This is a genomic window from Amycolatopsis sp. NPDC114504 (assembly GCF_055633595.1).
In genome coordinates this window covers 108,425-132,984 of the sequence record NZ_JBVKDU010000003.1, presented here as the reverse complement: position 1 = coordinate 132,984, position 24,560 = coordinate 108,425, and the positions used below count along the sequence as shown (strand labels likewise).

The window sequence follows — 24,560 nt, the reverse complement described above, 5'->3', positions numbered from 1 at the left end:
CCGGGCGAGGATCTCACAGCAGGCCGGCCTCGCTGGCCTTGCCGATCGCCTCGACGCGGTTGCGGGCGCCGAGCTTGTGCAGGGCCGACTGCAGGTACGTCTTCACCGTGTTGCGCGCCAGGCCCGTCGACTCCGCGATCTCCGGGTTCGTCTGGCCCTGCGCGGCCAGGCGCAGCACCTCGTACTCGCGGCGGGTCAGGCCGCTGCGGGCCAGCGCGTCCGATCGCTGCCCGGCGTCGGGCAGGATGCGCGGGTCGACCACCCGCTCGCCACGCAGCACCCGCCGCAATGCCGCGACCAGGTCGGTGCCCGCCACATCCTTCAGCAGGCAACCGTGCGCGCCGGAGTCCAGCGCCGCCAGTACGCCCTGGTGGTCGCCGTGGGCGGTGAACACCACGATCCGGGCGGCCGGGTGCACGCGCCGCAGCTCGGCGATCACCTCCGGCGCCAGCATGTCCGGCAGGCGCAGGTCCAGCAGGATCAGGTCCGGCAGCAGCTCCGACACGCGCTGGATCGCCGCCCGGCCCGACTCCGCCGAACCCGCCACCGCCAGGCACGGGTCGGAGCGCAGCAGCAGGCTGACGCCGTCGCGGACCACCGGGTGGTCGTCGACGACGAGCACGCTCGCGCGCGTCACGACCGCACCAGCGGCACCCACGCGCGCAGCGTGCAGCCGTCGTCGTCGTCGCGGACCAGGCTGACCCGGCCGCCCAGCCGCAGGGCGCGCCCGGACAGCGTGCGCAGGCCCATGCCCGTGCCCGTGCCGGGGACGGTCACCGCGCCGGTGCCGTCGTCCGCGACGACCACCTGGACGCCGTCTTCGCTGGGCAGGAGACTGACGATCACCGACGACGCCCGCGCGTGCTTCTCGACGTTGAGCAGCCCTTCGCGGACCGCGGCGACCAGCAGCGCGGTGCGTTCGGCGTCCAGCGGCGGCACCGCCGCGAGCTGCACGAACCGGGCCGGGACGCCGCAGCGCGCCTGGAACGAGCGGCAGTGCTCGGCCAGCTCGACCGGCAGCGCCCGCTCCGGACTGGACTCCGACAGCGCCAGCAGCGACTCCCGCAGCGCCCCGGCCGCCGCCGAGACGTCCCCCTCCAGCCGGCGCAGCCGCGCCTCCAGCCCGGGGTTCCCGTGGACGTCCCCGTGCAGGTCGCGCACCTGGACGCCGATGGAGAACAGCAGCGCGCCGACGGAGTCGTGCAGGGCGCTCTGCATCCGCAGGCGTTCGCCGGCCACCGCGGCCGTGCGGTCGGTCTCGGCGACCTTCGCCAGCTGCAGGGCCGTCCCGGCCTGGCAGGCGACCTCCTCCATCCGCCGGACGGCGTCGTCGCCGAAGTCGGCGGGCTCGCGCATGGCCGCGTACGCGATCGCGACGGTCTCGCCGCGCGCGACGACCGGGACGGCGAGCATCGCCGCCAGACCCTCGCCGCGCACCTGGGCGTCGAACTGGTGGGTGATCGCGGGCGAGCTGACGTAGTCGGCGACCCGGACCGGCCGGCCCAGCGCCAGCACCCGCCCGCCGATGCCCTGGCCGACGGGCACCGCGAGGTCCTGCAGCGAGTCCGTCCGGGTGCCGGACATCCAGCGGATCACGGCGAGCCCCGGCTGGTCGAGCTCCGCGACGAACCCGGCCTTCGCGCCGACCGTCTCCCGGACCAGGCGCGCGGTCCCGTGCAGCGCGGCGACGCGGTCGAGCGTGCCGAGCAGCTTTTCGCGCTCGCGCAGCAGCTCGCCCAGCACCGCGCTGTACTCGGCGACGTGCTCCTTTGCCGTCACCCGATCACGATGGCACACGGGGTGTGGTTTCGGACATACCCGGCTGGAGAGGTACGGACGCCGTCCGTCGACTTGAATGGGGGCGTGGAGATCCTCACCGACGCCGCCACGCTCGCGCTGTACACGACCGACGCGTCCAACTACCGCCACGTGCCCCGGGGCGTGGTGCTGCCGAGGTCCGTCGACGACGTCGTCGCCGCGGTCGCCGAGGCGCGCGCCCGCGACCTGCCGGTGATCGCCCGCGGCGGCGGCACCAGCGTCGCCGGCAACGCGTGCGGGCCGGGCCTTGTCATCGACACCTCGCGCCACGTCGGCGGCGTGCTCTCCCTCGACCCGGGGACGCGGCTCGCGCGGGTGCTGCCCGGGACGGTCCTCGACGACCTGCAGGCGGTCGCCGCGCCGCACGGGCTGCGGTTCGGCCCGGACCCGTCGACGCACAGCCGCTGCACGCTCGGCGGGATGATCGGCAACAACGCGTGCGGCTCGCACTCGGTGGCCTGGGGGCGCACGGTCGACGTCGTCCGCTCGCTCGACGTCCTGCTCTACGACGGCACGCGGCTGCGCGTCGGGCGCGACGAGCCCACCGAAGGCCGGATCTTCGACGAGCTGCGCGCGCTGGTGCGGGACAACCTGGCCTTGCTGCGCAAGGAACTTTCGACGTGGCCGCGGCGCGTGTCCGGCTACGGGCTCGAACACCTGTTGCCGGAGAACGGGTTCGACGTCGCGAAGGCGCTCGTCGGCTCGGAGGGCACCTGCGTCACGATCCTCGAAGCCACGGTCGAACTGGCCGAGCTCCCCGCGCGCCGCGTGCTGGCGGTGCTGGGTTTTCCGTCCGACATCGCCGCGGCCGACGCCGTGCCGTCGATCCTGCCGTGGTCGCCGCTGACCGTCGAGGGCGTCGACGCCGAGCTCGTCGCGATGCTGCCGGGCCGCGCGGACGACCTGCCGCCGGGCGGGGCCTGGCTGTTCGTCGAGCTGGCCGGCGACGACCCGGCGTCGCGGGCCCGCGCGCTGGCGGCGTCGCTCGACCTCACGGGCTTCGCGATCCTGGACGACCCGGCCGCGCAACGCCGGCTGTGGCGCATCCGCGAGGAGGGCGCGGGGCTCGCGACCCGGCTCGCGGACGGCTCGGAAGCCTGGCCGGGCTGGGAGGACGCGGCCGTCCCGCCCGAGCGGCTCGGCGCGTACCTGCGCGAGTTCAAGGAGCTGATGCGGGCGCACGGGCGGCGCAGCGTCGTCTACGGCCACTACGGCGAAGGCTGCCTGCACCTGCGGCTGGACTTCGACCTGCTGTCCGCGTCCGGCGTGGCGGGGTTCCGGCGGTTCCTGGAGGAGGCGGCGGACCTCGTCGCGGCGCACGGCGGTTCGCTGTCCGGCGAGCACGGCGACGGCCAGGCGCGCTCCGAGCTGCTGTCCCGGATGTACAGCCCGGAGATGATGGACCTCTTCGGGCGGTTCAAGGCGATCTTCGACCCGGCCGGGCGGATGAACCCCGGCATCCTGGTGGCGCCGCGGGCGGTCGACGCCGACCTGCGCGTGCGGGCCACGACACCGTCCTTTGAGGACAGTGTCTTCCTCGGTTATCCGGAAGACCGGGGGAGTTTCGGCCAGGCGATGCGGCGTTGTGTCGGCGTCGGGAAGTGCCGCAACACCAGCGGCGGCGGCGTGATGTGCCCGAGCTACCGGGCCACCCGCGAGGAACAGCACTCGACGCGCGGGCGCGCGCACCTGCTGGCCGAGATGATCAACGGCGAGGTGATCACGGACGGCTGGCGTTCGTCCGAAGTCCACGACGCGCTCGACTTGTGCCTGTCCTGCAAGGGATGCCTGTCGGACTGCCCGGTGGACGTCGACATGGCGACGTACAAGGCGGAGTTCCTGCACCAGCACTACCGGCGGCGGCTGCGCCCGGCGTCGCACTATTCGATGGGCTGGCTGCCGCTGTGGCTGCGGCTCAGCGCCCGGGCGCCGCGGCTGGCCAACGCCGTCGGGCGGTCTTCTTTGGCGCGGTTGGTGAAACGCCTGGGCGGGATCGCGCCGGAACGTGCGCTGCCGACGTTCGCCCCATCGCCGTTCACGTCGTCGCGTGCGGACTTGCGGCGTAAGGCTTCGGGAGAGCGTCGAGTCGTCCTGTGGCCGGACTCGTTCAACAACTACCTGACGCCTTCGGTGCTCGACGCCGCCAACGAGGTGCTGACCGCGGCGGGCTACGACGTCGTCCTGCCGGACCGCGGAGTCTGTTGTGGACTGACATGGGTGTCGACGGGCCAGCTCGGTGTCGCGCGCCGCGTCTTGACCCGGACGCTGGACGTGCTCGCGCCCTACCTCGAAGAGGGCTACGAGGTGGCCGGGCTGGAGCCGAGCTGCACGGCCCTGTTCCGCGGCGATCTCCCGGCGCTGCTGCCGGGCGACGCGCGAGCCGCCGTGCTGGCCTCCCGGACGTTCACGTTCGCGGAACTGCTGGAGCGGGCCCCGATCCCGTTCGCGGACCTGGACGTCGACGCGATCACGCAGGTGCACTGCCACCAGCACGCGGTTCTGGGCTTCGGCGCTGACGAGTCGGCGCTCGCCGCGGCCGGGGTCCGCAACACGACGCTCGATTCGGGCTGCTGCGGCCTGGCGGGCAACTTCGGCTTCGAGCGCGGCCACTACGAGGTGTCGAAGGCGGTGGCGGAGGACCGGATGCTCCCGGCGATCCGCGCGACGCCGGAGGAGACGCTGGTGGTGTCCGACGGCTTCAGCTGCCGCACGCAGATCGCCCAGGAGTCGGGCCGCACCCCGGTGCACCTGGCGGAGCTACTCCGCCGCGCGCTGCCCGGTCGTGAGTGAGAAACCGTGTTCTAACCCTGTTTCTCACTCACGACCAGTGCGGTAGGACTCCCCACGGCTATTCCGCGCGCTCCAGGAGGGTGCGCGTCGCGGTGAGCACCAGGCGGCAGACCTCGTCGGGGTCGGCGCTGGCCAGGGGTTCCGTGCCGGAGATCTCGCGGACCAACGCGATGCCCATCAGCCAGGCCAGCGCGAGGTCGGCGCGCAGCTCGGCGTCCGGCGCGTCGGTCAGCGTCGCCAGCACCTGCGCGTACTCCTCGCCGATCTCCTGCCGGATCGCGGCCGCGGCGCCGTCGCTGCCCGACGAGCGCAAGTACGTCTCCAGCGTCCGGTTCCGCGTGCCCTCCGGGGCCAGCATGCCGCGCAAGGAGGCGCTGAAGAGCCGCTCGGGCGGGGTGCTGGCCAGCTGCTCGCGCCCGTTGCGCGCGATGACCGCCTCGAACAGCGCGTCCTTGCTGCCGAAGTAGCGGAAGAGCAGCGCCTGATTGACCCCGGCCTGGCTCGCGATCTCGCGCACGGTCGTCCGGTCGAAGCCGCGCTCGGCGAACAACGTCGCGGCGGCGTCCAGCAACGCGCGCTGCGTCGCGGCCGCGTCCCGGCGCCGGCCAGCCTGTTCGCTCATCCGAGCAGGCTAACCGGCAAACCGGACGCGGGCGCGCCTAGGCGCCGGAAAGGCGGATCGCGGCGGCCGGGCAGGTCAGCTCCGCCTGCCGGACCGCGTCCTCCTCGCCGGCCGCCGGCCCGTCGGAAAGCAGGACGACGGTGCCGAGCTCTTCGTCCTGGTCGAAGGTGCCCGGCGCGAGCAGCACGCACTGCCCGGAGGAGACGCAGCTGTCGGTGTCCGCGGTGATCTTCATGGGGCTCACCACGTCACGGGGACGGCGTCGACCCCGCCGGCGACGCGGTTGACGCGGACCGGGATCTCGTCGATCCCGGCCGCCAGCCGCAGGCCGGGGAACCGCGAGAACAGCTTGGGGAACACCGTCCGCAGCTCGGTGCGGGCGAGGTTGGCGCCGATGCAGACGTGCGCGCCGGTGCCGAAGGCCAGGTGGACGTTCGGCGTGCGGGCCGGGTCGAACTCGTCCGGGTCGGCGAACACCGCCGCGTCGCGGTTGGCCGCGTCGCTGGAGATGAGGACCGCGTCGCCGCGCATGATCCGCGTCCCGGCGACCTCGACGTCGTCGTGGGCGTAGCGCAGCAGGCCGGTGCCGCTGGTCGCCGTCAGCCGCAGGATCTCCTCGATCGTCTGGTTGACCTCGCCGTCGGGGTCGGCGGCGAAGCGGTCGCGGCGGGCGGTGTCGCTGAGCAGGAACAGCGTGCCCATCGCGATCCGGGTGGACGTCGTCTCGTGGCCGGCGAACAGCAGGCCGGCGCCCATCCGGGCGAGGTCGTCGTCGGTGAACGTGGGGTCGTCGGCCTGGACCGCGACCATGTCGGAGATGACGTCCGGCTGCGGGTCCGCGCGCTTGGCGTCGGCCAGCTTCGTCATGTAGGCCTTGAACTCGGTCATGGCCGCCTGCGCGTCCTCGCCGCCGTCCATCATGGCGATCCGCTCGGACAGTCCGCGGAACTTCTCGCGGTCTTCGTACGGCACGCCGAGCAGCTCGCAGATCACCAGCACGGGCAAGGGGAACGCGAGGAAGTCGGTCAGGTCGACCGGCTCGCCCGGCCGCGCGTCGTGGGCGGCCTGCAGGTCGTCGAGGCAGCGGTCGGTCAGCTCGGCGATCCGGTCGCCGAGGGCCCGCATCCGCGGCGCGGAGAACGCGGGCGCGAGCATCCGGCGCATCCGCTTGTGCTCGGTTTCCTCGGTCTCGAAGTCCCCGCTCGGGCCGTCCTGGATCGCGGCGTTCGAAATCCGCGAAGCCCGCTCCGGCGCGGGGTGTGAACGGCCGAAGCGCTTGTCACGGAAGATCTCCTTGGCCTCTTCGTACGACGTCACCAGCCACGCCGGGTCGCCGGCCGGGGTCAGCACCCGGCTGATCGGGGCCTGCCGGCGCAGCGTTTCGTAGTCCGGCGCGATGGCGAGCGCGTTCGCCCGGGTGAAGGGGAGGCGAGGCGTCTCTTCGGTGGTGGTCATGCGTCTCTCCTCAGTTCGGTTTCGAGGTCGGCGAGCCAGCGGAGCTCGGCGTCGAACTTCCCGATGACGTGGTGCAGCGCGGCGCGGCTCCACGGGTCGGCCTGCCCGGCGGCGAGCCCGGTGACCCGCGCCCGCTCGGCGAGCAGCGCCCGTTTTCGGACGTCGAGCACGCGAGCGCGTTCGTCGCGGCTCAGCCGGCCGAAGTTCCCCACTCTGGCGAGGAACTCCGGTTCGTTCAGCGCCAGCTCGCCGGGGAAGTCCGCCAGCATGTCGCGCAGCAGCTCCCGCCCGACATCGGTGACCGTGTAGACGTGCCGCGGCGGTTTGGCCTCCTGCTCCTCCGCGCTGCGGCTCACCGCGCCCGCGTCGACGAAGCGCCGCAGCGTCGGGTAGAGCGAGTTGTTCGACAAGGTGTGGCCCGTCGACGCTTCCACGGCTTTGCGCAGTTCGTAGCCGTGCATCGGCTCGCGGTCCAGCTTCGACAGCAAGAGGATCTCGATCCACACCTATGTCACCGTAACCTAGGATTCCGTGACCTGGCAATGGCGGACCGTGACAGGTGGGGAGAAACTGTGTAGCGTTGTAAGCAGTCGCTTACAATCCGACCACGGGGGTTTCCGCATGACCGTCGCCCACACCGAGCCGCTCTCGTACCCCTTCAACGAGGAGGCCGGGCTCGACCTCAACGAGGCCTATGCGGCCGCCCGCGACGCCGAGGGCATGGTCCGGGTCAAGATGACGTACGGGGACCCGGCCTGGCTGGCCACCCGCTACGCCGACGCCCGGCTGGTGCTCGGCGACCGCCGGTTCTCGCGGGCGATGGAGAAGGAGAAGGACGCGCCGCGCCGCTCGCCCGTCCAGCGTGACGGCGGCATCCTGCAGATGGACCCGCCGGACCACACGCGGCTGCGGACGCTGGTGGCGAAGGCGTTCACCATGCGGCGCGTCGAGCTGCTGCGCCCGCGCGTCGTCGAGCTCGCGACCGGGCTGATCGCGGACATGAAGGCGGCCGGACCGCCCGCCGACCTCGTCGACCTGTACGCGCTGCCGATCCCGGTCGCGGTCATCTGCGAGCTGCTCGGCGTCCCGGTCGGCGACCGGCCGAAGTTCCGCGTCTGGAGCGACGCCGCGCTGTCGACCAGCGGCCTGACCCCCGAGGAGTTCGAGCGCAACCGCGAAGAGCTGCGCGACTACATGCGCGGGCTGATCGCGGAGCACCGGGCGCGGCCCCAGGACGACCTGATGACGGCGCTGATCGAGGCGCGCGACACCCGCGACCGGCTGACCGAGCTGGAGCTGGTCGACCTGTGCGTCGGCATCCTCGTCGCCGGGCACGAGACCACCGCGAGCCAGATCCCCAACTTCGTCTACGCCTTGCTCGACCAGCCCGGGCAGTGGGAGCGGCTGGTCGCCGACCCGGACCTGATCCCGGCCGCCGTCGAGGAGCTGCTGCGGTTCGTGCCGCTGGGCGCGGGCGCCGGGTTCGCGCGCTACGCCACCGAAGACGTCGAGGTCGGCGGCGTGCTCGTGCGGGCGGGGGAGCCGGTGCTGGTGGCCATCGGGGCGGCCAACCGCGACCGGCTGCAGTTCGACGACGCCGAGGGCCTGCGGTTCGACCGCGAGGACCAGCACCACCTCGGCTTCGGCCACGGCGTCCACCACTGCCTCGGCGCGCCGCTCGCCCGGCTCGAGCTGCAGGAGGCGCTCCGCGCGTTGGTCACCGAGCTGCCGGGGCTGCACCTGGCCGGCGATATCGTGTGGAAGACGCAGATGCTCGTCCGCGGAACGCGGTCGATGCCGATCGGCTGGTGACTCGGAAGGTGGCCATGAGCTGGCACGTGGAAGTCGACGAACACACCTGCATCGGTTCGGGGATGTGCGCCGCGCTGATGCCCGAGGTCTTCGTCCTCGACGGCGCGGTGGCGCAGACGGCGGTTTCGGACGTCGACGCCGACGAAACGGTGCTGGACGCCGCGGACTCGTGCCCGGCGATGGCCATCACGGTGACCGACGGCGGTCGTGAGATCGGCCCGCGTCCCTAAGGCTCGTAGCGGCCGTGCTCGGTGACCACGGCCGTGACGAGCTCGTGCGGCGTCACGTCGAACGCGGGGTTGAAGACCCGCGTGCCCGGCGGGGTGGTCGGCACGCCCGCGTATTCGGTGAGCTCGCGGGCATCGCGTTCTTCGATGGCGATGCCCGCGCCGTCCGCGAGCCTGCTGTCCACTGTGGACGAAGGCGCGACGACGACGAACGGCACGCCGTGGTGCTTCGCGGCGATCGCCAGTCCGTAGGTGCCGATCTTGTTGGCGACGTCGCCGTTCGCGGCGATCCGGTCGGCGCCGACGAGCACGCAGTCGACCATCCCGCGCGCCATCGCCGCGGCGGCCGCGCCGTCCGGCTGGACCCGGTACGGGACCTGCTCCTGCGCGAGCTCCCACGCGGTCAGCCGGGCGCCTTGGAGCAGCGGGCGCGTCTCGTCGACCAGGACTTCCTCGACGAGCCCGCGGGCGTGCAGGTGCCAGACGACGCCGAGGGCGCTGCCCCAGCCGACGGTCGCGAGGCGCCCGGCGTTGCAGTGGCTGAGCAGCCGCAGCGGCCGTCGCGGGCAGGTGGCGAGCACGATCTCGGCGGCGTGGCGTGAAGCGGTCTTGTTGAGCTCTTCGTCTTCGTCGAGGAGGGCGAGGGCTTCTTCGAGGACGGCGTCCGGGCCGTGGTGAAGCTTCTTCAGCGCGCGCTCGACGCCCCAGCCGAGGTTCACGGCGGTGGGCCGCGCGGTGGCGATCAGCGCGGCGTCGGCTTCGACGTTTTCGCTGGTCCGGGCCGCGAGGGCGACCCCAAGGGCCCCGGCGGCCCCGAGGGCGGGCGCCCCGCGGACGGCGAGGCGCCGGATGGCGTCGACGAGCTCACCGACGGTCCGCAGGTGCAGCAGCCGGTACTCGCCGGGCAGCGCGGTCTGGTCGATGACGACGATCGCGTCGCCGGCCCAGTCGATGGTCCTGCGCACGTGCCCTCCCGGCGTTTCTCGGTTGCGCGCCCGGTGATGATGCGGTGGTGACCATTGAACGGCAGAACCCGCCCGGCCTGCACGCACCACCGGGCTACCACCACGTGACGGTGGCGACATCGGCCCGCACGGTGTACCTGGCCGGCCAGTGCCCGCTGACCCCGGACGGTGCGGTGGTGGACGGGCTCCTTCCCCAGGTGGACCAGGTGGTGGCCAACACGGCTTCGGCCCTGGAGTTCGCGGGCGCGTCGCCGTCCGACGTGGTCCGGACGGTGATTTACGTGGTGACGGAGGACCGCTCGGTGCTGTCGGCGGTGTGGGACCGGCTGACGGAGTCGGCGATCGGGGCGGCGTTCACCTCGGCGAGCACGTTGCTGGGGGTGGCCCGGCTGGGGTACGCGGGCCAGCTGGTGGAGCTGGACGTGACGGCCGCGCCGGACTGACCGGCCTGGGCTGAGGTCGGCTGGAGCTGGGCAGGCTCGGTGGGGAGTGCGGTCGGCTGGGGCCCGCGTAGGAGCCCGCCGGGGGCTGAGGCCGATTGAGGTCTCGCGCCGGAGTTGGCGGGATCGGGCTCGGCTGAGGGCCCTGCGCCGGAGGTTGGCCGGGCTGCAGTCGGCTGGGGCCTCGCGGCGGAGGGCTGGTCGGGCATGTCGGGGGCCGCGATCGGCTGAGGCCCCGCGCCGGAGGCCGACCACGGCCGCATCGCGGGGAGGTTCGCGGTTCACCGCCGAGCAGCCTGGTCGCCGGGGGAGCAAAATCCGCACAACCCGCGCCGAGGCACGCCCGGCAGCACCGCATTCCCGCCGCCAAGCCACCCACTCGGCTCGCCTACGCCGCTAGCCTCTCCCCGGCCCCGGCCCCGGCCCCGGCCCCGGCCCCGGCCCCGGCCCCGGCCCCGGCCCCGGCCCCGGCCGGACACTCGCGACCAGCCGACTGTCCTACAGCCCGGCCAGCAGATCCGTCTCCGTGATCCCCGGCCCCTGGCCGGCCCGGATGAACCACTCGGTCCCGAACGCGAAGGCGAACGCGTCGTCCGGCATGGCCAGCATGAACATGTCCTCGCTGATCTGGCTCGGGTGCGCCCGCATCGCCGCGCGCTTCGCCCCCACATACTTCGACACGTCGACCGCCGCCGTGATCTCGGCCTCCGGTTTGCCGAACTCGACGTTCTCCGGGGGCTTCGGTGCCGCCTCCGGGGGCATCAACCCCTGCTCGACCGCCGCTTCGAAGCCGCGCTGCATGAACTCGCGGTTGAACGTCGCCTGGAACACGCGCGGGGTGCTCGCCAGCTCCGCCGCCCGCATGCCGACCCGGTGGACCTGGATGTGGTCCGGGTGGCCGTAGTCGCCGTTGTCGTCGTAGACCGTCAGGACGTCCGCCGACTCCTCGCGCAGGATCGCCGCCAGCTGCTCGGCCGCCTTTTCGACGTCCGCCTGCCAGAAGCACTCCGGGTCGTCGTTCGTGGACTCGCCCATCATCCCGGAGTCGCGGTAGCCGAGGAACTCGACGCGCTCCACCCCGAGGATCTCCGCGGCCGCGTGCGACTCCCGCACGCGCCGCTCCCACAGGTGTTCGCCCTCGGCGAGAAAGCCCTCGGGGACCTCGCCGGCCTCGCCCTTGGTGGCGACGACGAGCACGACGCGGTGCCCCTCGGCGACGGCCTTGGCCATCACCCCGGCGGTGCGCAGGCATTCGTCGTCCGGGTGGGCGTGGAAGGTGACCAGTGTTGCCATGTCTCCGACGCTACCGAACACCACCGACAAAAACCGTCCGCCAAGGTGCGCTGCTGCCCGTTAGGGTTTCCCGTCGTGGCCGACGACGAGAAGCGCACGCTCCAGGCTTTCCTGCGTGCCCAGCGCGAAAGCGTCCTCGCGATCCTCGACGGACTCGGCGAGGACGCCTTGACGACCCCGGTCCTGCCGACCGGCTGGACCCCGCTCGGCATGGTCGAGCACCTCGGGTACGCCGAGCGGCACTGGTTCCAGGAGATCGTCACCGGCACCGCGGACCCGGTCGCGTGGCCGGCCGGCCCCGCGCCGTCGACCACGCCCCGGCCCCCGGAGGTCGTCTTCGCGTTCTACCGCGACCAGTGCCGCCGGTCCGACGAGATCTTCGCCGCGACGCCGTTGTCCGCGGTGCCGAAGCAGCGCCACCCGTCGCCGCTCGGGGACGAGATCGCCGACCTGCGCGGGGTGGTCCTGCACATGATCGAGGAGACGGCCCGGCACGCCGGCCACCTCGACGTCGTCCGCGAGCTGATCGACGGCCGCACCGGGCTCGGGCCGCGCTGACGGCGGCCGGTCACTCCGGGCGCGTCCATTCGTAGAGGAGGTGCCCGGGGGCGGTGAGGTCCGGCGGGGCCAGCATCCGGTCGATGACGAACGCCCTCGCGACGAACCCGAAGTGCGGGTTGGCACCGACCCGGCGGCGCAGGTAGTCCTGGTTCACCGGCCCGAGCACCGGATCGGTCAGGCACCGGGCCGCGGCCAGCGTGCCGCGGGCGTACATGCCAGCGCAGATCGTGATGGTGCGCCGCCGGTCGGCCGGGTTGAGGCCGCGGAAGAACAGGATCACGTCCTCGTGGAGGATGCGCGCCCCGTATTCGTCGCCGAGGACGGGGCTGAAGCGCCGGGTTCCCTCCCCGTTGCCGACTTCCAGGCCGAGCCAATCCGTTTCGGGAAAACGCGGGGACATCTTCACGGGCAGGTGCAGGGCGGCGAACATGTCGCGGGTGAGCAGGTTGAAATCCGACCCGCCGATCACCACCAGGTGACTGGCGTGGTCCGCGGGCTGCAGTTCGCTCGTCGTCGCGAACTTGACGTGGTTATCCGGGTTCAGGGCGCGAATGTGGCCGAAGAGGTGGACCAGCGCGTCCGGATCGGCGTAGGTCAGCAGATCGACGTAGTCGGGATCCCGCGGATCGCTCGCCGGGAGGTTGTTGACCATCGATTCCGGGATTCGCCCGCACGTGATCACCACCGGCTCGTCCGGCGGGAACCGCCAGATGTCGGCCGATTCCCCGGCGGCCGGATCGGGGCCGAAGTCCGCGTTTTCCGCCGGCCGGCCGGCGACGGCCCTTTCCCACGCGATCGTCCATCCCGCCCGGTCTTCTTCGGGAACTCCGTACGCGGTCAGCAGGGCCAGCAGCAGATCACGCCGCGGCGCGCGCCGGCCGGCCAGGACGCCGGCCACGGTGGAGCGGGGCAAGGTGTGCCCGCGTTTCTCGCCGAGCCGCTCGATGTCGCGCAGCGACGGATTCCCGGCGCGCACCCGGCATTGCCGGAGCAGCGCGGCCAGCTGGGTGAGCGTCGTGACCCCGGACGGGTCAAGGTCACCGAATGGCCCGGGTCGGGAAGGAGGCATCTTGGCATCGTGTCCCACGTCGGCCGGTTGTGTCCCACATCGTCTCACGCTTTCCGAGCGGGATGGGGTGCCGGAACCGGCGGAAATCGGGGGACCTCGACGTCTTCGGCGTCCCGGGAGCGAGTTCGTCTTCGTGTGTCCGCGGACGTGGCACGGAAACTGCCCCCGACTGTTCAATCGTGTGAGGGACATCGGCTCTGCCGAGGGGATGGACATGCTTCACGAAGGTCAACTCGTCTACGGACTCGTCGTAGCGGTCGACGTCGAGGGATTCTCGAGAATGGGGATCCTCGACCAGACCGCGGTTCTGCTCCGGCTGAAGGAGGTTCTCGACCGCGCTGCCGAACGGGCCGGTCTCGTTCGCGCCGAATGGCTCCGGCAACCGCGGGGGGACGGTGAGCTGGCGGTGCTGCCCGCCGATTCCGACGTTTCCCTCGTCGTCGCGGACTTCGTCCACGAGGTGGTGGAAGAACTGGCGCGCGGCAGCTGCCCGCGGTTGCGGCTGCGGATTTCGATGCACCACGGCGCTCTGACCGCGGGGGTCTTCGGCCCCATCGGGGACGCCCCGATCGTCGCCTGCCGGCTGCTCGACGCGGTGGCCGTGCGCGAAGCGCTCGTCCGGCACGCCGGCGACGACGTCGTGGTGGTCGTCTCACAACGGTTGTACGAAGACGTCGTCGCGACGCGGTTCCGCGGTCTCCGGCCCGATCGGTTCCGGCCGGTGGCCGAGCGGGTCAAGGACCGGACGTACGCCGGGTACGTCTGCGTGGGCAGCCCCAAGTCCGCGTCGCCGGCCCGGGACGACGCGGTCCCGGTCGGCCACGGCACCCTGCTCGAATTCCCGAACGGGTGATTGATCGCCTGGTCAGGCGTCGAGCGACTGGGTCGTGGCGACTTCCCACGCGAACCCGTCCGGGTCGGTGAACGGCACGCCGGCGTTGACGGCGATCCGGTGCGCACCGGTGCCTTCGGGAGCGACGCCGGCCTGCTTGGCGAGCGCCTTCCGCCGGTAGAGCGCCAGCTTGACGGGTCCGCTCCCGCCGTCGAACTCGACGTACATGCGGCCGAAGCTCTTCCCGACGGTGAGACCGTGGTCGACGTAGAACTTCTTGCTGGCCAGGATGTCCTGGACACCGAGGAGCAGCACGATCGAGTCGATCGCCCGGGTGGCCGGCCCGGTGTCCTTCTTGGTCGAGGTGGCGAGGGTCCAGATGGCACCGTCGGGCGCCTGGACGGCGCCACCGTAGCCCCACAGGGACTTCGCGGCGGGCTTGAGCGTGGTGGCCCCGGCTTCGACAGCGGTGGCCATGAGCGAGTCGACGTCGGCGGGCTGGGCGACGACGAGGGAGAGGGTGTAGCCGCGGAAGCCGGTGGAGGCGGCCGCGGCGGTCCGGAACCGGAGCTGGGTGGTGAGGCCGAACCCGTCGGCGTAGAAGCGCTCGGCGGCGGCGATGTCGGAAACCTCGAGGGTGATGGAGTCGATGTTCGTCATGCCGGTAACGCTAGGTCGGGGGCGGTGACCGGCGCTTCTCGATTCCTGATCGGTTGGCCTGACGTCGCCGGTAACGCGCTCGACCGGGGCTGTCCGTGGCGAGACGTCGCCGGTAACTGGTGAAGCTCGACCGTGCGAGTGTCGATGGTCCAAGCACGGTGGAGGTACGAATGGAATCGGCCGAACTGGCGGGCAGGGTTGTCGATCTGCTCGCCGAGATCGCGCAGGACCTTGGTGGCAATGCGAGGGATGAATCGGGAGCGAGGCTTCTTCGGGTCGTCGCGGGTCAGTTGAGCTTGGCGGGCCGGAGTGGCGAACTCGAGGAGTTCCGGGCTCATTTCGAGGATCGCGCACCGCGGGCCCCGCTGATCGATGCGCTGGTCGGGCAGCGCTCGCCGGCGCGGCGATGGGTAGCGCAGGCCGCTCGGGCATCCACGTGCACACCTGTTCGGCTGATCGAGGAAGCTTCGTGAACACCGGCAGCGGGAACGTAAGCATCCTGAACAAGAAGGTCCACATCGGAGGTGTCGCGGTACCGCTGGGCCTGGTGGTCGCGGGAGGTGTCGCGATCGTCGCACCGGGCGGACGGTGGGATCGGTGTCGCTCCCCGGCCATCGGGTGGCGAGACCGAGGTCGCGAGGTTCATGAGCCAGTTCATCCGGGGAGTCGTCACCATAAGCGAGGACAGGCTGCCGATCGGGAAATCGACGAAGCCGTATGGACTGAAAGAACTTTGCTTCGGCGGTGTGAAGGACACGACGCCGGCCGTGCTCGACTTCGAACCGGCCTCCACGCTCGACGGCAACTCACTCTCCGCCACAAGGGTCGACTACGCGGTCTTCGTCGAGGCGGTCGTGCGGTCGGCCTGCGAGACGCGCTTGTCCCGGGATGGTCTCGCCGGCTTCGAGCGGCAGCGGCTCGAACGGGTGGCCGGGGGCGAGCGGGAGGTCGAGGGTAACGACACCGTCGCCTGGTTGGTCGACCCGAAGGACTGATCAGTACTCGTTCTTGATGACGAAGTAGGAGCCGCGGATGGTGCCGGCCAGCTTCGACTTCTGGCGGGCGAACTTGAACGCCCCCAGTTCCGCCGGGATCTCCATCCCGTCGGAGAGCTTGAACCCCACCGCGCGCTTCCCCCCGTCTTCGAGGGTGTACATCACGTTGATCGACAGGCCGTCCTCGTAGAACACGTACGCCATCCGGATGTTCTCGACCTGGAACTCGGTCGCCTCGAGCGGGGGTGCGGCGATGACGATGTCGCGTTCCTCCGCGAGGATGCGGCTCACCCAGGCGATGGTCGCCTCGGCGTCGGCGGCGGGCTCGACCGTGAAGACGTGGTCGTACTTGTTCTTGAAGTAGCGGGCCTCGTTGGCCCGCAGGCCGGCGAGGGCGGGCGCGACCGGCGACGACTCCAGGCCGGCGGTCGACACGGTGACGAAGTCCACGGCGTGGGGCACGGTTCCTCCAAGGTCAGCGCTGGTGGCGACTGTAGACGACCCGGGCCCCCCACAGGACGCCCGCCGCGATGGAGACGCCCAGTAGTGCGACGCTGCCCACGATGTCGAGCACGTAGTGGTTCGCCGTGGCGAGCACGTCCGCCGCCATGAGCGCCGGGAACGCCCATGCCGCCAGCGCCAGGCGGGGACGCGTGCCCCGGAGCGCGGTCCACACGGCATACGCGCACCACAGCGACCAGCCCACGTGCATGCTGGGCATGGCCGTGTAGTGCGTCGGACTCGTCCAGCTCGGCTGGTCCCAGATGTCGTACCGGGCAACGATGTCGACGGCGCCCGCCAGCGCGAACCGCGGTGGCGACATCGGCACCGCCCAGTAGACCGGCAGGACGAGGGCCATCATCGCGACCATCGTCCGGCGGACCTGGCGGTAGACCTCGGCGTGCCGGACGAACACCCACAGCAGCGTCCCGGCCACCACCACGTAGTACAGCCGGTACAAGTACACCGCGAGCTGCGCGACGACCGGGTTCCCGGCCAGCCAGCCGTTCACGCTCAGTTCGACGTCGAGGTGCACCGCGTGTTCCGCGGACTGGAGGGCCAGCGCGTTCGCGGTGGCGGCCGCGAAGTCCTTGCCCACCAGGGAGTCGAGAAACGCGAAGAGCGGAAACCAGAGCAGCAGGAAGATCAGCTCGACGAGCACCGCCGGTCGCCCGCTGACACCCCGGAACAGGGCCACCAGCCGCGGATGCACGCGGTCACCCTAGCCGACCGCTCGCGCCGGACGTGGCCACCTGACAGAGTGGGCCGATGCTGAAGCAGGTGGCCGACGGTGTCTGGGTCCGGCAGAGCGAGTGGGTCCGGAGCAACGCCGTCGTGGTGCGCGCGGACGCCGGGGTGATCCTGGTCGACCCCGGCATCGACGGCGCCGATCTGACCGAGCTCGCCGACGACGTGGACCGGCTCGGTCTGCCGGTGGTCGCCGGGTTCTCCACCCACCTCCACTGGGACCACCTGCTCTGGCACCCCCGGTTCGGTGACGTGCCGCGCTACGCCACCGCCGCCTGCGCCGCGGCCGCCGGCGCGGTCCTGGAGCGCGCGCGGGCGATGGCGGCGGAGAGCGCGACGGGCATCCCGCCGGAGCTGATCGGGCTCGTCACCCCGCTGCCCGCGGACGGGGGACCGGTGCCGGGCGAGCTCGTCGAGCACGAGGCGCACGCCATCGGCCACGCCGCGCTCCTGCTCGCCGACCGTGGCGTCCTGGTCGCCGGCGACATGCTCTCCGACCTCCTGATCCCGCTCCTCGACCCCCGCCGTCCCGGTCAGGTGGACGCGTACGCGTCCGCGCTCGACCGGCTGGCCGAGGCCGCCCGGCACGTCGAGGTCGTGGTCCCCGGCCACGGTGCCGTCGCCGAGGGTCCCGAAGTGGCGGCGCGCTTCGCCGCCGATCGGGCCTACATCGACGCGTTGCGACGCGGGGAGGAACCGGTCGACGCGCGGCTCGAGCAGGACTGGCTCGCCGGCCCCCACCAGGCGAACCTGGCCCGGCACTCGGCCGGGTGAATCACGCCGGCAGGGTCCGCCGCAGGAAGCCGGTCGTGAGGTCCCACGCCCTGGCCGCCGCGGCCGGGTGGTGGAACATCGGCGCCACGTTGTTGTGGAACGCGTGTCCCGCCTCTTCCTGCACGTGGATCTCCGCGCCCGGGTGGGCCGCGACCGCGGACTCGACCACCGCCACGTCCGCGCGCGGGATGTACGGGTCCTGCCCGCCGAAGTGGAACTGGATCGGGCACGTGATCTTCGCGAGGTCCGCGATCTGCCCGGCCACCGTCGAGCCGTAGAACGACACCGCCACGTCCGGGTCGCCCGCGGCCGCCGCCGCGAAGGCCAGCGATCCGCCCAGGCAGAAACCCAGCACGCCCACGCCACCGGAAACCGCGGGATGGGCGCGGAGGTGGGCGATCGTCGCCAGGACGTCGGAAAGTCCCGACACCGGGTCGAAAGTGGACGCCACCTCCATCGACGCCGCCACGCCCGCCTCGTCGTGGGACGACGACCAGCCGGGAGCTGTCCGCCAGAACAGCTCCGGGACCGCCACCACGTACCCTTCGGCGGCCAGGTCCGCCGCGACCGAGCGCAGGTAGTCGTCCAGCCCGAAGATCTCCTGGACCAGCACCAGGCCGGGGCCGCGGCCCGACTCGGGCAGCCACACCGGGAGGTCCGTCAGCACGCTGTCCATCACGAGGCCCTTTCGAGGAGTCGGCGTCCACACCGTACTGGCTCCGCGGGCGGAGGCGACCTAAGTTGAAGTGCCGACCTAGGAGGCGCGATGGCTGAGCAGACCAAATACATCCTGGACGAAGAGGATCTGCCGACCCAGTGGTACAACGTCATCCCCGACCTGCCGGAGCCGCCGCCACCGCCGCTGCACCCCGGCACCCGCGAGCCCGTCGGGCCGGACGACCTGGCGCCGCTCTTCCCGCAGGCGCTCATCGCCCAGGAAGTGACGACTGATCGCTATGTCGACATCCCGGAGGAGGTCCGGGACGTCTACCGGCTCTGGCGGCCGTCTCCGCTGTTCCGGGCGCGCCGGCTGGAGAAGGCGCTCGGCACGCCCGCGCGGATCTACTACAAGTACGAAGGCGTCAGCCCGGTCGGCTCGCACAAGCCGAACACCGCCGTCCCGCAGGCGTACTACAACGCGCAGGAGGGTGTCACCCGGCTGACCACCGAGACCGGCGCCGGTCAGTGGGGGAGCGCGCTCGCGTTCGCCTGTGCGCAGTACGGGCTGGAGTGCGAGGTCTGGCAGGTCCGCGCGTCCTACGACCAGAAGCCCTACCGCAAGCTGATGATGGAGACGTTCGGCGCGACCGTCCACCCGAGCCCGTCCGAGCTGACCGAGTCCGGCCGGGCCATCCTCAAACAGCACCCGGACTCCACCGGCAGCCTCGGCATCGCGATCAGCGAGGCCGTCGAGCAGGCGGCGCAGGACCCGGACGCGCGGTACGCCCTCGGCAGCGTCCTCAACCACGTGCTGCTGCACCAGACGATCATCGGCGAAGAAGCGCTGAAGCAGTTCGAACTGGCCGGCGACACCCCGGACGTGCTGGTCGGCTGCACCGGCGGCGGCTCGAACTTCGGCGGGCTCGCTTTCCCGTTCCTGCGCGAGAAGCTGGCCGGCCGGATGAACCCGGTGATCCGCGCGGTCGAGCCGGCCGCGTGCCCGTCGCTGACGCGCGGCAAGTACGCCTACGACTTCGGCGACACCGCGGGGCTGACGCCGTTGCTCAAGATGCACACGCTCGGCCACGACTTCATCCCGGACCCGATCCACGCGGGCGGCCTGCGCTACCACGGGATGTCGCCGCTGATCTCGCACATCTACGAGCTCGGCCTGATCGAGGCGATCGCGATCGGCCAGCAGGAGTGTTTCGCCGCGGGCGTGCGGTTCGCGCGTTCCGAAGGGATCATCCCGGCGCCGGAGCCGACGCACGCGCTGGCGGCGTGCGTCCAGGAAGCGTTGCGGTGCAAGGAAACCGGCGAGGAGAAGGTGATCCTCACGGCGCTGTGCGGCCACGCGCACCTGGACCTGCCGGCGTACGGCGCCTACCTGGCCGGGGACATGGTGGACAACGAACTGTCCGCCGCGACGCTCGAGGACTCCCTCTCGACCCTGCCGTAGCGTCCGGCCCGCCCGGGGATCAGAGCACGTCGGGGATCTCCGGGCGGGACAGCTCGGTGCGCGTTTCCGCGAGGACCACGCGATCGCGCCCGGCCGCCTTCGCCGCGAACACCGCGTCGTCCGCCGCCTGCAGCAGGATCGTGTACTCCGTCGCCGTTTCCGGGTACACCGCCGCGCCGATCGAGGCGGTCAGGCCGTCGATCACCTCGGGCTTGCCCGGGCGGATCACCGGGACCGCCACCTCGATCCGGGCGATCGCCGCGCGGATGCGGTCCGCGATGGACACGATCTCCGCGCTCGTCGCGCCCGGGAGCAGCACCACGAACTCGTCGCCGCCGAACCGGCCGACGTAGTCGCCACTGCGCACCGAGCCCTGGATCGCCGCCGCGATCGCGCGCAGGACCTCGTCGCCCGCCAGGTGGCCGTTGCCGTCGTCGATGGCCTTGAAGTGGTCGAGGTCGATCATCAGCACGCCCGCGGTCGACGACAGCTCGGCGGCGCGGGCCAGCTCGTTGCGCGCCAGCTGGACCCAGAACTCCGGCGCGAGCAGCGCGGTCTTGGAGTCCGTGCGTGCGGCGGCCTGGAACTGCGGCAGCAGCAGGCCGATGTGCAGCGCCACCGGCGTCACCATGAGCACCGGCAGCAGCCACGGCCGGACCGTCATCACCAGCGCGATCCCGCAGCCGACGCCGACCGCGGCCAGCACGATCAGCACGTCCGACGGGTTGCCGAACGCCTGTCGCGGCGGCTTGCCCGGGTTGCTCATCAGGATCGCGAGGATGACCAGCACGTAGTTGAGTCCGAAGTAGACGATCCCGGACAGCAGCAGCGCGGTCATCCCGCCGAACCCGTCCAGGTACGGCACGTACGGCGCCACGTGCCCGGTGCCGGCCGACAGAACGGCACCCGCGGCGAAACAAGCGAGGATGACGGTCGCCCCGGAAAACACTTTCCGGTGAATTACGCCGCGCCGTTTGTAAACGCGGACCCAGGAATGGGCGTAGCTGACGACGATGACGAGCGTGGCCAATGGCGGCGGCAGCAGGAGCAGCCCGGCGAAGATCCAGATCGACTGCAGGTGCATGTGCGGCCGGCCGTCGGCGGCGAGCTCCCGGATCCGCTCGATGCGTTGCGCCGCTTCGAGATGCACGATCTCGCCGCCCAGAATGAGACCGCACCAGAGCAGGGACTGGGTGGTGACCGGCACGAGCGCGGTCGTGGCGAGGACCGCGACCAGTGCCAGCGCGTCGACGATGAGGACATAGCCGAACACCGGAGTGGCCAGCTTCCACATCGCCCACGTACGGATACCCGATCGTGGACGTTCTGAGCTGGGCTTTCGCCCTTGGGACCCGGACAATCCCACGAAACGCCCTTCTGCTCAGGACGAACCCTTTCGCGGAAATCGTCACTGTAATCGAATGAACGCGGTGTGTCACTAGGCTGGTCGGGCTACCGTCCGGTCACGCACTGTGCAAGATCCAGTCGAACAGGAGAAATCATGTCGCACTTCCTGCCCAACGCCAACATCGTCCCGTCCCGCCGTCGCGCGCAGCGGCCGACCGACTGGACGCGTCAGCTCCCCACCGACTGGACCCGCGCGATCCCGACGGACTGGACCCCGCGTCAGCTGCCGACGGACTGGACCGCCCGCGAACTGCCCACCGACTGGACCGTCCGCGAGCTGCCGACCGACTGGACCCGCCCCGGCGTCTCGACACCGCTGCCGCAGTGCCCGACCGACTGGACGCGGTCCTGAACCGTGCCCGGTGACCGGCCTCCCGCCGGTCACCGGGGTTCCGGTTGCGCTCGCCGCCACAGCGAAGCCGCGCCGAAGGCGGCCACCACCCCGATCGCCCCGGCCCCGGCGACGACCCCGTGCGGCGCCGCGCGTTCGGCCGCGAGCCCGGCGAGCACCACGCCGAGTCCCTGCGACACCCGCAACGCCGTCAGCGCGAACCCGAACGCCTGCGCGCGCTGGGCGTCCGGGGTCAGCTGGACGAACGTCGTGTTGGCGATGAGGTTGTACGAACTGGCCATTCCGGACAGCGTCAGCAGCGCCAGCGTGGCTTCGAGGTCGGGCCGCAGCGCGCAGCCCAGCAGCGCCGCGCACGCCAGCACCGCCAACGGTCCCAGCAGCCGCGCGCGCCGCTCGGCCGGGATCCGGGACAGCGCCGCCATCCCGAGCACGTTGCCCAGCGCGTACGCCCCGAGCAACAGCCCGACGACCACCGCGCCGCCCCCGAGCTCCGCCGCGTACGGCGCCGCGATCGCCTCACCCGCGATGTAGATGCCCGACACGCACCCCAGCGCGACCAGCGCGAGCCGGCGCCGGTCGCCCGCCACCACGGTGAAGCCCGCGCGCACGTGCCGCCACCAGCGGACGCCCGACGACTCCCGCGGCGGCCGGGACCGGACGCCGGTGACCAGGAACAGTGCCGACGCCGCGAAGCTCACCGCGTCCGCCACTAGCGCGCCGCCGGTGCCGATGGCCGCGACCAGGAGCCCGCCGAGCGCGAAGCCGGCGACCTGGCCCGCCTGCACCAGCATCATCAGCAGGCCCATGCCGGGCACGAACGTCTCACCCGGCAACACTTGCGGCAGCAGCGCCGCGCGGGCGGAGTTCCACACCGGGTTGAGCAGCTGGACGCCGACCAGCAGGCCGGCCACCGCCGGCAGGGGGAGACCCGGCCACGCCATTGCCGCGACGGCCAGCGCGCGCAGGACGTCGGCCAGGACCATCACCGTGCGCGGCGGGTGGCGGTCGGCCAGCCCGGACAGCAGCGGCCCGCCGACGAGGTCCGGCAGGAACGTCAGCGCGTACGCCAGCGCCGCCCAGCCCGGCGACTTCGTCCGGTCGTAGACCAGGATCGACAGCGCGACCCGGGCCAGCTGGTCACCGGTGACCGAGACGAGCTGGGCGGAGAACAGCGCCCGGAACTCGGCCACCGCGAGGACGTCCCGGAACCCTGCCGCGCGCGTCGCCATGGACACCCACGGTACCGCCGCGGACGCGGTGCGTGAACGGCCGTTAGGAGGTCACTGGCCTTCGCCGCAGGTGATTTTCGGCTGCGGGTTGTAGCGGACGTTGCGGGTCGAGCGGCTGACCTCACGGCCCGAAGCGGCGTCCTTGAGCACGCGGGTGTCGCTCGTGGTGAACCCCGGCGCGCCGTTGGACGCGTGGCAGTTCTCCGCCGGGCCCGGCTTGGTCGGCGGGTCGGTCGGGTTGGACCGGCCGCCCTGGATCGACTCGACGGTGTAGCGCTTGGTGCCCCACAGCTTCACGGTGATCGACGACGGCGTCCAAATCGTCTGGATCGCGATGCCGGTGGGCGAGTCGTTCGTGAACTTGATGTCGATGACGCTGGCGCCGTTGGGGTTCTGGAACACCGTCGCCTCGCGCGCGGCGGGGTAGCGGCTGATGTAGTAGCTGTGTTCCTTGTGCCCCGCGTCCTTCATGCCGCTGAAGTACGACGCGTTGTACAGCGTCGTCGCGAACTGCGAGATGCCGCCGCCGACCTCGCGCGCCGGGGCGCCGTTCTCGATCACGCCGGCCTCGACGTAGCCCTGCGGCTTGCCGCGCGGGCCGGTGAACCCGTTGAGGCTGAAGGTTTCCCCGGGCTTGACGATGGCGCCGTTCACCTTCTGGGCCACGACGCGGATGTTGGTGCCGGAGTCGGCCGCGAAGCCACCGGTGGTGAACTCGCCGACGACCTCCTTGACGCCCAGCTGGTTCGCCTGCTCGGTCGTGACCTTCGCCGGGCTGTCCTTGTAGATCGCGGCGACCTCGCGGCCGTCGGTCTTCTTGAGGACGTCGGGCAGCGGCTTGAGGCTCGGGTCCCAGTCGACGGTCCGGCCGTCGGTGGACGGGTCGACCGTGGGCTTGCCGCCCTCGAAGACGATGGTCGCCTCCTTGCCCTCCTTCTCGGTGGACTTCAGCTGCGGCCCGGCGGCTTCGGCGATCTTGCCGTTGTCGATCTTCGGGGTGAGGCCGCCACCATCGGCGGGCTCGAAGCTCAGCGCCGCGGCGATCGCGTCCGGCTTCACGGTGGCGTTCTTGCCGTCGCCCTTGACCACCAGCGGGCCCGAGACGGCGGGCTTCGCGAACTGCTCCAGCGCGGCCTGGACGCCCTCGGGCGTGGTGCGGACCGGCGTGGTGGTGACGGGCAGCGCCAGGGTCTCCCCGCGCGCCCACTTCTCGACGACGGCGGCCTTCGCGGCCGCGACGTCGAGCTTCTGCCCGGGCTTCGGCGCGACGGCGACCGGGTTCGTGCCCTCGAACTTCACGGTGCCCTCGGCCGGGTCGCGGTCGACCTGACCGCGGAGGCTGTCGAGGGCGGCGGTGAGCTTCGTGTCCTCGGCGTGGCTGACGACGCCGACCTCGCGGCTGGAGAACAGCGACGCCAGGCGCGTGAACGGGTTCAGCGGCTGCTCGCCGGCCTGGTCGAGGGTCTGCGGCCAGTCGAGCTTCAGCCCGGCGACGGTCGGCGAGAGCGTGCCCTGGACATCGCCCGCGGTGACAGCGACGGGGCGCGTCAGCCGCGGCTCGATCTGCCCGCGCAGCTCCTGCTCGGCGGCCTGGCGATCCATCCCGCCGACGTCGACGCCCGCCACGGTCACGCCGCGCGGGACGCTGCCCTGGCTGACCAGCAGGTCGATGCCGTAGATCGCGACGAGCAGGCCGAGGGCCCCGCCCGCGATCAAGCCGGCCTTGCGCAGGTTGATCCGCCGGGCGAGCTTCTGAACCGGAGTGAGTGCCGGATCCGGTTCGGGCCGGACGACCGGCAGGACGTCCGTCTGCTCACCGTGTGACTCGGGCCAGCGCGGTTCGTACGGCAACTCTCCACCCCTTCAACGCGTGCACCGGATCGCGCCGGTGA

Annotated in this window: 27 protein-coding genes; 11 read left to right on the top strand and 16 right to left on the bottom strand. The window is 71.9% G+C overall.

Features of this window, described 5'->3' with window-relative positions; all coding sequences use genetic code 11:
* Window positions 1–13 precede the first annotated feature (13 nt).
* Window positions 14–658, bottom strand: a complete 645-nt coding sequence (locus ACZ7PG_RS21950) for a response regulator (protein ID WP_470240951.1) — start codon at window positions 656–658, stop codon at window positions 14–16.
* Window positions 634–1,779, bottom strand: a complete 1,146-nt coding sequence (locus tag ACZ7PG_RS21945; RefSeq protein ID WP_470240950.1) for a GAF domain-containing sensor histidine kinase — start codon at window positions 1,777–1,779, stop codon at window positions 634–636. Before ACZ7PG_RS21945 ends, ACZ7PG_RS21950 begins: the two co-directional genes overlap by 25 nt.
* Window positions 1,780–1,863: 84 nt before the next feature.
* Here ACZ7PG_RS21945 and ACZ7PG_RS21940 point away from each other — a divergent pair, with 84 nt between their 5' ends.
* On the top strand, window positions 1,864–4,608 hold the full coding sequence (locus ACZ7PG_RS21940) for an FAD-binding and (Fe-S)-binding domain-containing protein (RefSeq protein ID WP_470240949.1): 2,745 nt from the start codon (window positions 1,864–1,866) through the stop codon (window positions 4,606–4,608).
* 58 nt (window positions 4,609–4,666) lie between these two features.
* On the opposite strand, the gene ACZ7PG_RS21935 is transcribed toward ACZ7PG_RS21940, so the two are convergent.
* The 4 genes from ACZ7PG_RS21935 to ACZ7PG_RS21920 are packed head-to-tail and all read right to left on the bottom strand — an operon-like array spanning window position 4,667 to window position 7,191.
* Window positions 4,667–5,230: a TetR/AcrR family transcriptional regulator gene (locus ACZ7PG_RS21935; RefSeq protein WP_470240948.1), complete on the bottom strand. Its 564-nt coding sequence runs from the start codon at window positions 5,228–5,230 to the stop codon at window positions 4,667–4,669.
* Between the two features lie 37 nt (window positions 5,231–5,267).
* The gene (locus ACZ7PG_RS21930) at window positions 5,268–5,465 is read right to left on the bottom strand and encodes a ferredoxin (RefSeq protein WP_470240947.1); all 198 of its coding nucleotides are present in this window, start codon (window positions 5,463–5,465) and stop codon (window positions 5,268–5,270) included.
* A gap of 5 nt (window positions 5,466–5,470) precedes the next feature.
* Window positions 5,471–6,685 carry a cytochrome P450 gene (locus ACZ7PG_RS21925; RefSeq protein WP_470240946.1) on the bottom strand — a complete coding sequence of 405 codons (1,215 nt, stop codon included), beginning with the start codon at window positions 6,683–6,685 and terminating at the stop codon, window positions 5,471–5,473.
* Window positions 6,682–7,191: a PadR family transcriptional regulator gene (locus ACZ7PG_RS21920; RefSeq protein ID WP_470240945.1), complete on the bottom strand. Its 510-nt coding sequence runs from the start codon at window positions 7,189–7,191 to the stop codon at window positions 6,682–6,684. The genes ACZ7PG_RS21925 and ACZ7PG_RS21920 overlap by 4 nt, the downstream gene beginning before the upstream one ends.
* 115 nt (window positions 7,192–7,306) lie before the next feature.
* Between ACZ7PG_RS21920 and ACZ7PG_RS21915 the strand changes: the two genes are divergently transcribed.
* Window positions 7,307–8,497 carry a cytochrome P450 gene (locus tag ACZ7PG_RS21915; protein WP_470240944.1) on the top strand — a complete coding sequence of 397 codons (1,191 nt, stop codon included), beginning with the start codon at window positions 7,307–7,309 and terminating at the stop codon, window positions 8,495–8,497.
* Between the two features lie 14 nt (window positions 8,498–8,511).
* Window positions 8,512–8,727, top strand: coding sequence for a ferredoxin (locus tag ACZ7PG_RS21910; RefSeq protein ID WP_470240943.1), 216 nt, complete (start codon window positions 8,512–8,514; stop codon window positions 8,725–8,727).
* On the opposite strand, the gene mtnA is transcribed toward ACZ7PG_RS21910, so the two are convergent.
* Entirely contained in the window at window positions 8,724–9,689 is a 966-nt protein-coding gene (mtnA, locus tag ACZ7PG_RS21905) for an S-methyl-5-thioribose-1-phosphate isomerase (RefSeq protein WP_470240942.1), read from the bottom strand. The two genes, ACZ7PG_RS21910 and mtnA, sit on opposite strands and share 4 nt — an antisense overlap.
* Window positions 9,690–9,736: 47 nt before the next feature.
* Here mtnA and ACZ7PG_RS21900 point away from each other — a divergent pair, with 47 nt between their 5' ends.
* Window positions 9,737–10,132, top strand: a complete 396-nt coding sequence (locus tag ACZ7PG_RS21900; protein ID WP_470240941.1) for a RidA family protein — start codon at window positions 9,737–9,739, stop codon at window positions 10,130–10,132.
* 495 nt (window positions 10,133–10,627) lie between these two features.
* On the opposite strand, the gene ACZ7PG_RS21895 is transcribed toward ACZ7PG_RS21900, so the two are convergent.
* A complete protein-coding gene (locus ACZ7PG_RS21895) occupies window positions 10,628–11,422 on the bottom strand; it encodes a PIG-L family deacetylase (RefSeq protein WP_470240940.1) in 795 nt (264 codons plus the stop codon).
* Window positions 11,423–11,497: 75 nt separating this feature from the next.
* Between ACZ7PG_RS21895 and ACZ7PG_RS21890 the strand changes: the two genes are divergently transcribed.
* Window positions 11,498–11,980, top strand: a complete 483-nt coding sequence (locus ACZ7PG_RS21890) for a DinB family protein (RefSeq protein ID WP_470240939.1) — start codon at window positions 11,498–11,500, stop codon at window positions 11,978–11,980.
* 10 nt (window positions 11,981–11,990) lie between these two features.
* Here ACZ7PG_RS21890 and ACZ7PG_RS21885 read toward each other — a convergent pair whose 3' ends face one another.
* Window positions 11,991–13,052: a helix-turn-helix domain-containing protein gene (locus tag ACZ7PG_RS21885; RefSeq protein WP_470240938.1), complete on the bottom strand. Its 1,062-nt coding sequence runs from the start codon at window positions 13,050–13,052 to the stop codon at window positions 11,991–11,993.
* A 214-nt stretch (window positions 13,053–13,266) separates the two neighbouring features.
* On the opposite strand from ACZ7PG_RS21885, the gene ACZ7PG_RS21880 reads away from it, so the two are divergent.
* Window positions 13,267–13,905 carry a nucleotidyl cyclase domain-containing protein gene (locus tag ACZ7PG_RS21880; protein WP_470240937.1) on the top strand — a complete coding sequence of 213 codons (639 nt, stop codon included), beginning with the start codon at window positions 13,267–13,269 and terminating at the stop codon, window positions 13,903–13,905.
* 12 nt (window positions 13,906–13,917) lie between these two features.
* Here the strand turns inward: ACZ7PG_RS21880 and ACZ7PG_RS21875 are convergent, their stop codons facing one another.
* Window positions 13,918–14,544 carry a glyoxalase gene (locus ACZ7PG_RS21875; protein ID WP_470240936.1) on the bottom strand — a complete coding sequence of 209 codons (627 nt, stop codon included), beginning with the start codon at window positions 14,542–14,544 and terminating at the stop codon, window positions 13,918–13,920.
* 170 nt (window positions 14,545–14,714) lie between these two features.
* Here ACZ7PG_RS21875 and ACZ7PG_RS21870 point away from each other — a divergent pair, with 170 nt between their 5' ends.
* Together ACZ7PG_RS21870 and ACZ7PG_RS21865 are read left to right on the top strand one after the other, a co-directional pair.
* Entirely contained in the window at window positions 14,715–15,017 is a 303-nt protein-coding gene (locus ACZ7PG_RS21870) for a hypothetical protein (RefSeq protein ID WP_470240935.1), read from the top strand.
* A 171-nt stretch (window positions 15,018–15,188) separates the two neighbouring features.
* Window positions 15,189–15,539 (top strand): hypothetical protein, encoded by a 351-nt coding sequence (locus tag ACZ7PG_RS21865; protein ID WP_470240934.1) that lies wholly within the window; start codon window positions 15,189–15,191, stop codon window positions 15,537–15,539.
* Here ACZ7PG_RS21865 and ACZ7PG_RS21860 read toward each other — a convergent pair whose 3' ends face one another.
* Window positions 15,540–16,001, bottom strand: coding sequence for a phage tail protein (locus ACZ7PG_RS21860; RefSeq protein ID WP_470240933.1), 462 nt, complete (start codon window positions 15,999–16,001; stop codon window positions 15,540–15,542).
* A gap of 13 nt (window positions 16,002–16,014) precedes the next feature.
* Window positions 16,015–16,752 carry a phosphatase PAP2 family protein gene (locus ACZ7PG_RS21855; protein WP_470240932.1) on the bottom strand — a complete coding sequence of 246 codons (738 nt, stop codon included), beginning with the start codon at window positions 16,750–16,752 and terminating at the stop codon, window positions 16,015–16,017.
* 56 nt (window positions 16,753–16,808) lie between these two features.
* Between ACZ7PG_RS21855 and ACZ7PG_RS21850 the strand changes: the two genes are divergently transcribed.
* A complete protein-coding gene (locus tag ACZ7PG_RS21850) occupies window positions 16,809–17,561 on the top strand; it encodes an MBL fold metallo-hydrolase (RefSeq protein ID WP_470240931.1) in 753 nt (250 codons plus the stop codon).
* Window position 17,562: 1 nt separating this feature from the next.
* Here the strand turns inward: ACZ7PG_RS21850 and ACZ7PG_RS21845 are convergent, their stop codons facing one another.
* Window positions 17,563–18,237, bottom strand: a complete 675-nt coding sequence (locus ACZ7PG_RS21845; RefSeq protein WP_470240930.1) for a dienelactone hydrolase family protein — start codon at window positions 18,235–18,237, stop codon at window positions 17,563–17,565.
* Between the two features lie 90 nt (window positions 18,238–18,327).
* Here ACZ7PG_RS21845 and ACZ7PG_RS21840 point away from each other — a divergent pair, with 90 nt between their 5' ends.
* Window positions 18,328–19,680 carry a TrpB-like pyridoxal phosphate-dependent enzyme gene (locus tag ACZ7PG_RS21840; RefSeq protein ID WP_470240929.1) on the top strand — a complete coding sequence of 451 codons (1,353 nt, stop codon included), beginning with the start codon at window positions 18,328–18,330 and terminating at the stop codon, window positions 19,678–19,680.
* Between the two features lie 19 nt (window positions 19,681–19,699).
* On the opposite strand, the gene ACZ7PG_RS21835 is transcribed toward ACZ7PG_RS21840, so the two are convergent.
* The gene (locus tag ACZ7PG_RS21835; RefSeq protein ID WP_470240928.1) at window positions 19,700–20,974 is read right to left on the bottom strand and encodes a GGDEF domain-containing protein; all 1,275 of its coding nucleotides are present in this window, start codon (window positions 20,972–20,974) and stop codon (window positions 19,700–19,702) included.
* A 207-nt stretch (window positions 20,975–21,181) separates the two neighbouring features.
* On the opposite strand from ACZ7PG_RS21835, the gene ACZ7PG_RS21830 reads away from it, so the two are divergent.
* Entirely contained in the window at window positions 21,182–21,439 is a 258-nt protein-coding gene (locus ACZ7PG_RS21830; protein WP_470240927.1) for a hypothetical protein, read from the top strand.
* Between the two features lie 29 nt (window positions 21,440–21,468).
* Here ACZ7PG_RS21830 and ACZ7PG_RS21825 read toward each other — a convergent pair whose 3' ends face one another.
* Together ACZ7PG_RS21825 and ACZ7PG_RS21820 are read right to left on the bottom strand one after the other, a co-directional pair.
* The gene (locus ACZ7PG_RS21825; protein WP_470240926.1) at window positions 21,469–22,668 is read right to left on the bottom strand and encodes an MFS transporter; all 1,200 of its coding nucleotides are present in this window, start codon (window positions 22,666–22,668) and stop codon (window positions 21,469–21,471) included.
* 51 nt (window positions 22,669–22,719) lie between these two features.
* The gene (locus tag ACZ7PG_RS21820) at window positions 22,720–24,519 is read right to left on the bottom strand and encodes a VanW family protein (RefSeq protein ID WP_470240925.1); all 1,800 of its coding nucleotides are present in this window, start codon (window positions 24,517–24,519) and stop codon (window positions 22,720–22,722) included.
* Between the last annotated feature and the right edge of the window lie 41 nt (window positions 24,520–24,560).

Excerpts from the sequence above, each read along its gene's own strand:
- ACZ7PG_RS21915 (WP_470240944.1), top strand. The coding sequence starts at position 7,307 with ATGACCGTCGCCCACACCGAGCCGCTCTCGTACCCCTTCAACGAGGAG.
- ACZ7PG_RS21880 (WP_470240937.1), top strand. The coding sequence starts at position 13,267 with ATGCTTCACGAAGGTCAACTCGTCTACGGACTCGTCGTAGCGGTCGAC.
- ACZ7PG_RS21910 (WP_470240943.1), top strand. The coding sequence starts at position 8,512 with ATGAGCTGGCACGTGGAAGTCGACGAACACACCTGCATCGGTTCGGGG.
- ACZ7PG_RS21850 (WP_470240931.1), top strand. The coding sequence starts at position 16,809 with ATGCTGAAGCAGGTGGCCGACGGTGTCTGGGTCCGGCAGAGCGAGTGG.
- ACZ7PG_RS21870 (WP_470240935.1), top strand. The coding sequence starts at position 14,715 with ATGGAATCGGCCGAACTGGCGGGCAGGGTTGTCGATCTGCTCGCCGAG.
- ACZ7PG_RS21875 (WP_470240936.1), bottom strand. The coding sequence starts at position 14,544 with ATGACGAACATCGACTCCATCACCCTCGAGGTTTCCGACATCGCCGCC.
- ACZ7PG_RS21835 (WP_470240928.1), bottom strand. The coding sequence starts at position 20,974 with ATGTGGAAGCTGGCCACTCCGGTGTTCGGCTATGTCCTCATCGTCGAC.
- ACZ7PG_RS21830 (WP_470240927.1), top strand. The coding sequence starts at position 21,182 with ATGTCGCACTTCCTGCCCAACGCCAACATCGTCCCGTCCCGCCGTCGC.
- ACZ7PG_RS21935 (WP_470240948.1), bottom strand. The coding sequence starts at position 5,230 with ATGAGCGAACAGGCTGGCCGGCGCCGGGACGCGGCCGCGACGCAGCGC.
- ACZ7PG_RS21825 (WP_470240926.1), bottom strand. The coding sequence starts at position 22,668 with ATGGCGACGCGCGCGGCAGGGTTCCGGGACGTCCTCGCGGTGGCCGAG.
- ACZ7PG_RS21865 (WP_470240934.1), top strand. The coding sequence starts at position 15,189 with ATGAGCCAGTTCATCCGGGGAGTCGTCACCATAAGCGAGGACAGGCTG.
- ACZ7PG_RS21885 (WP_470240938.1), bottom strand. The coding sequence starts at position 13,052 with ATGCCTCCTTCCCGACCCGGGCCATTCGGTGACCTTGACCCGTCCGGG.
- ACZ7PG_RS21930 (WP_470240947.1), bottom strand. The coding sequence starts at position 5,465 with ATGAAGATCACCGCGGACACCGACAGCTGCGTCTCCTCCGGGCAGTGC.
- ACZ7PG_RS21895 (WP_470240940.1), bottom strand. The coding sequence starts at position 11,422 with ATGGCAACACTGGTCACCTTCCACGCCCACCCGGACGACGAATGCCTG.
- ACZ7PG_RS21925 (WP_470240946.1), bottom strand. The coding sequence starts at position 6,685 with ATGACCACCACCGAAGAGACGCCTCGCCTCCCCTTCACCCGGGCGAAC.
- ACZ7PG_RS21845 (WP_470240930.1), bottom strand. The coding sequence starts at position 18,237 with ATGGACAGCGTGCTGACGGACCTCCCGGTGTGGCTGCCCGAGTCGGGC.
- ACZ7PG_RS21840 (WP_470240929.1), top strand. The coding sequence starts at position 18,328 with ATGGCTGAGCAGACCAAATACATCCTGGACGAAGAGGATCTGCCGACC.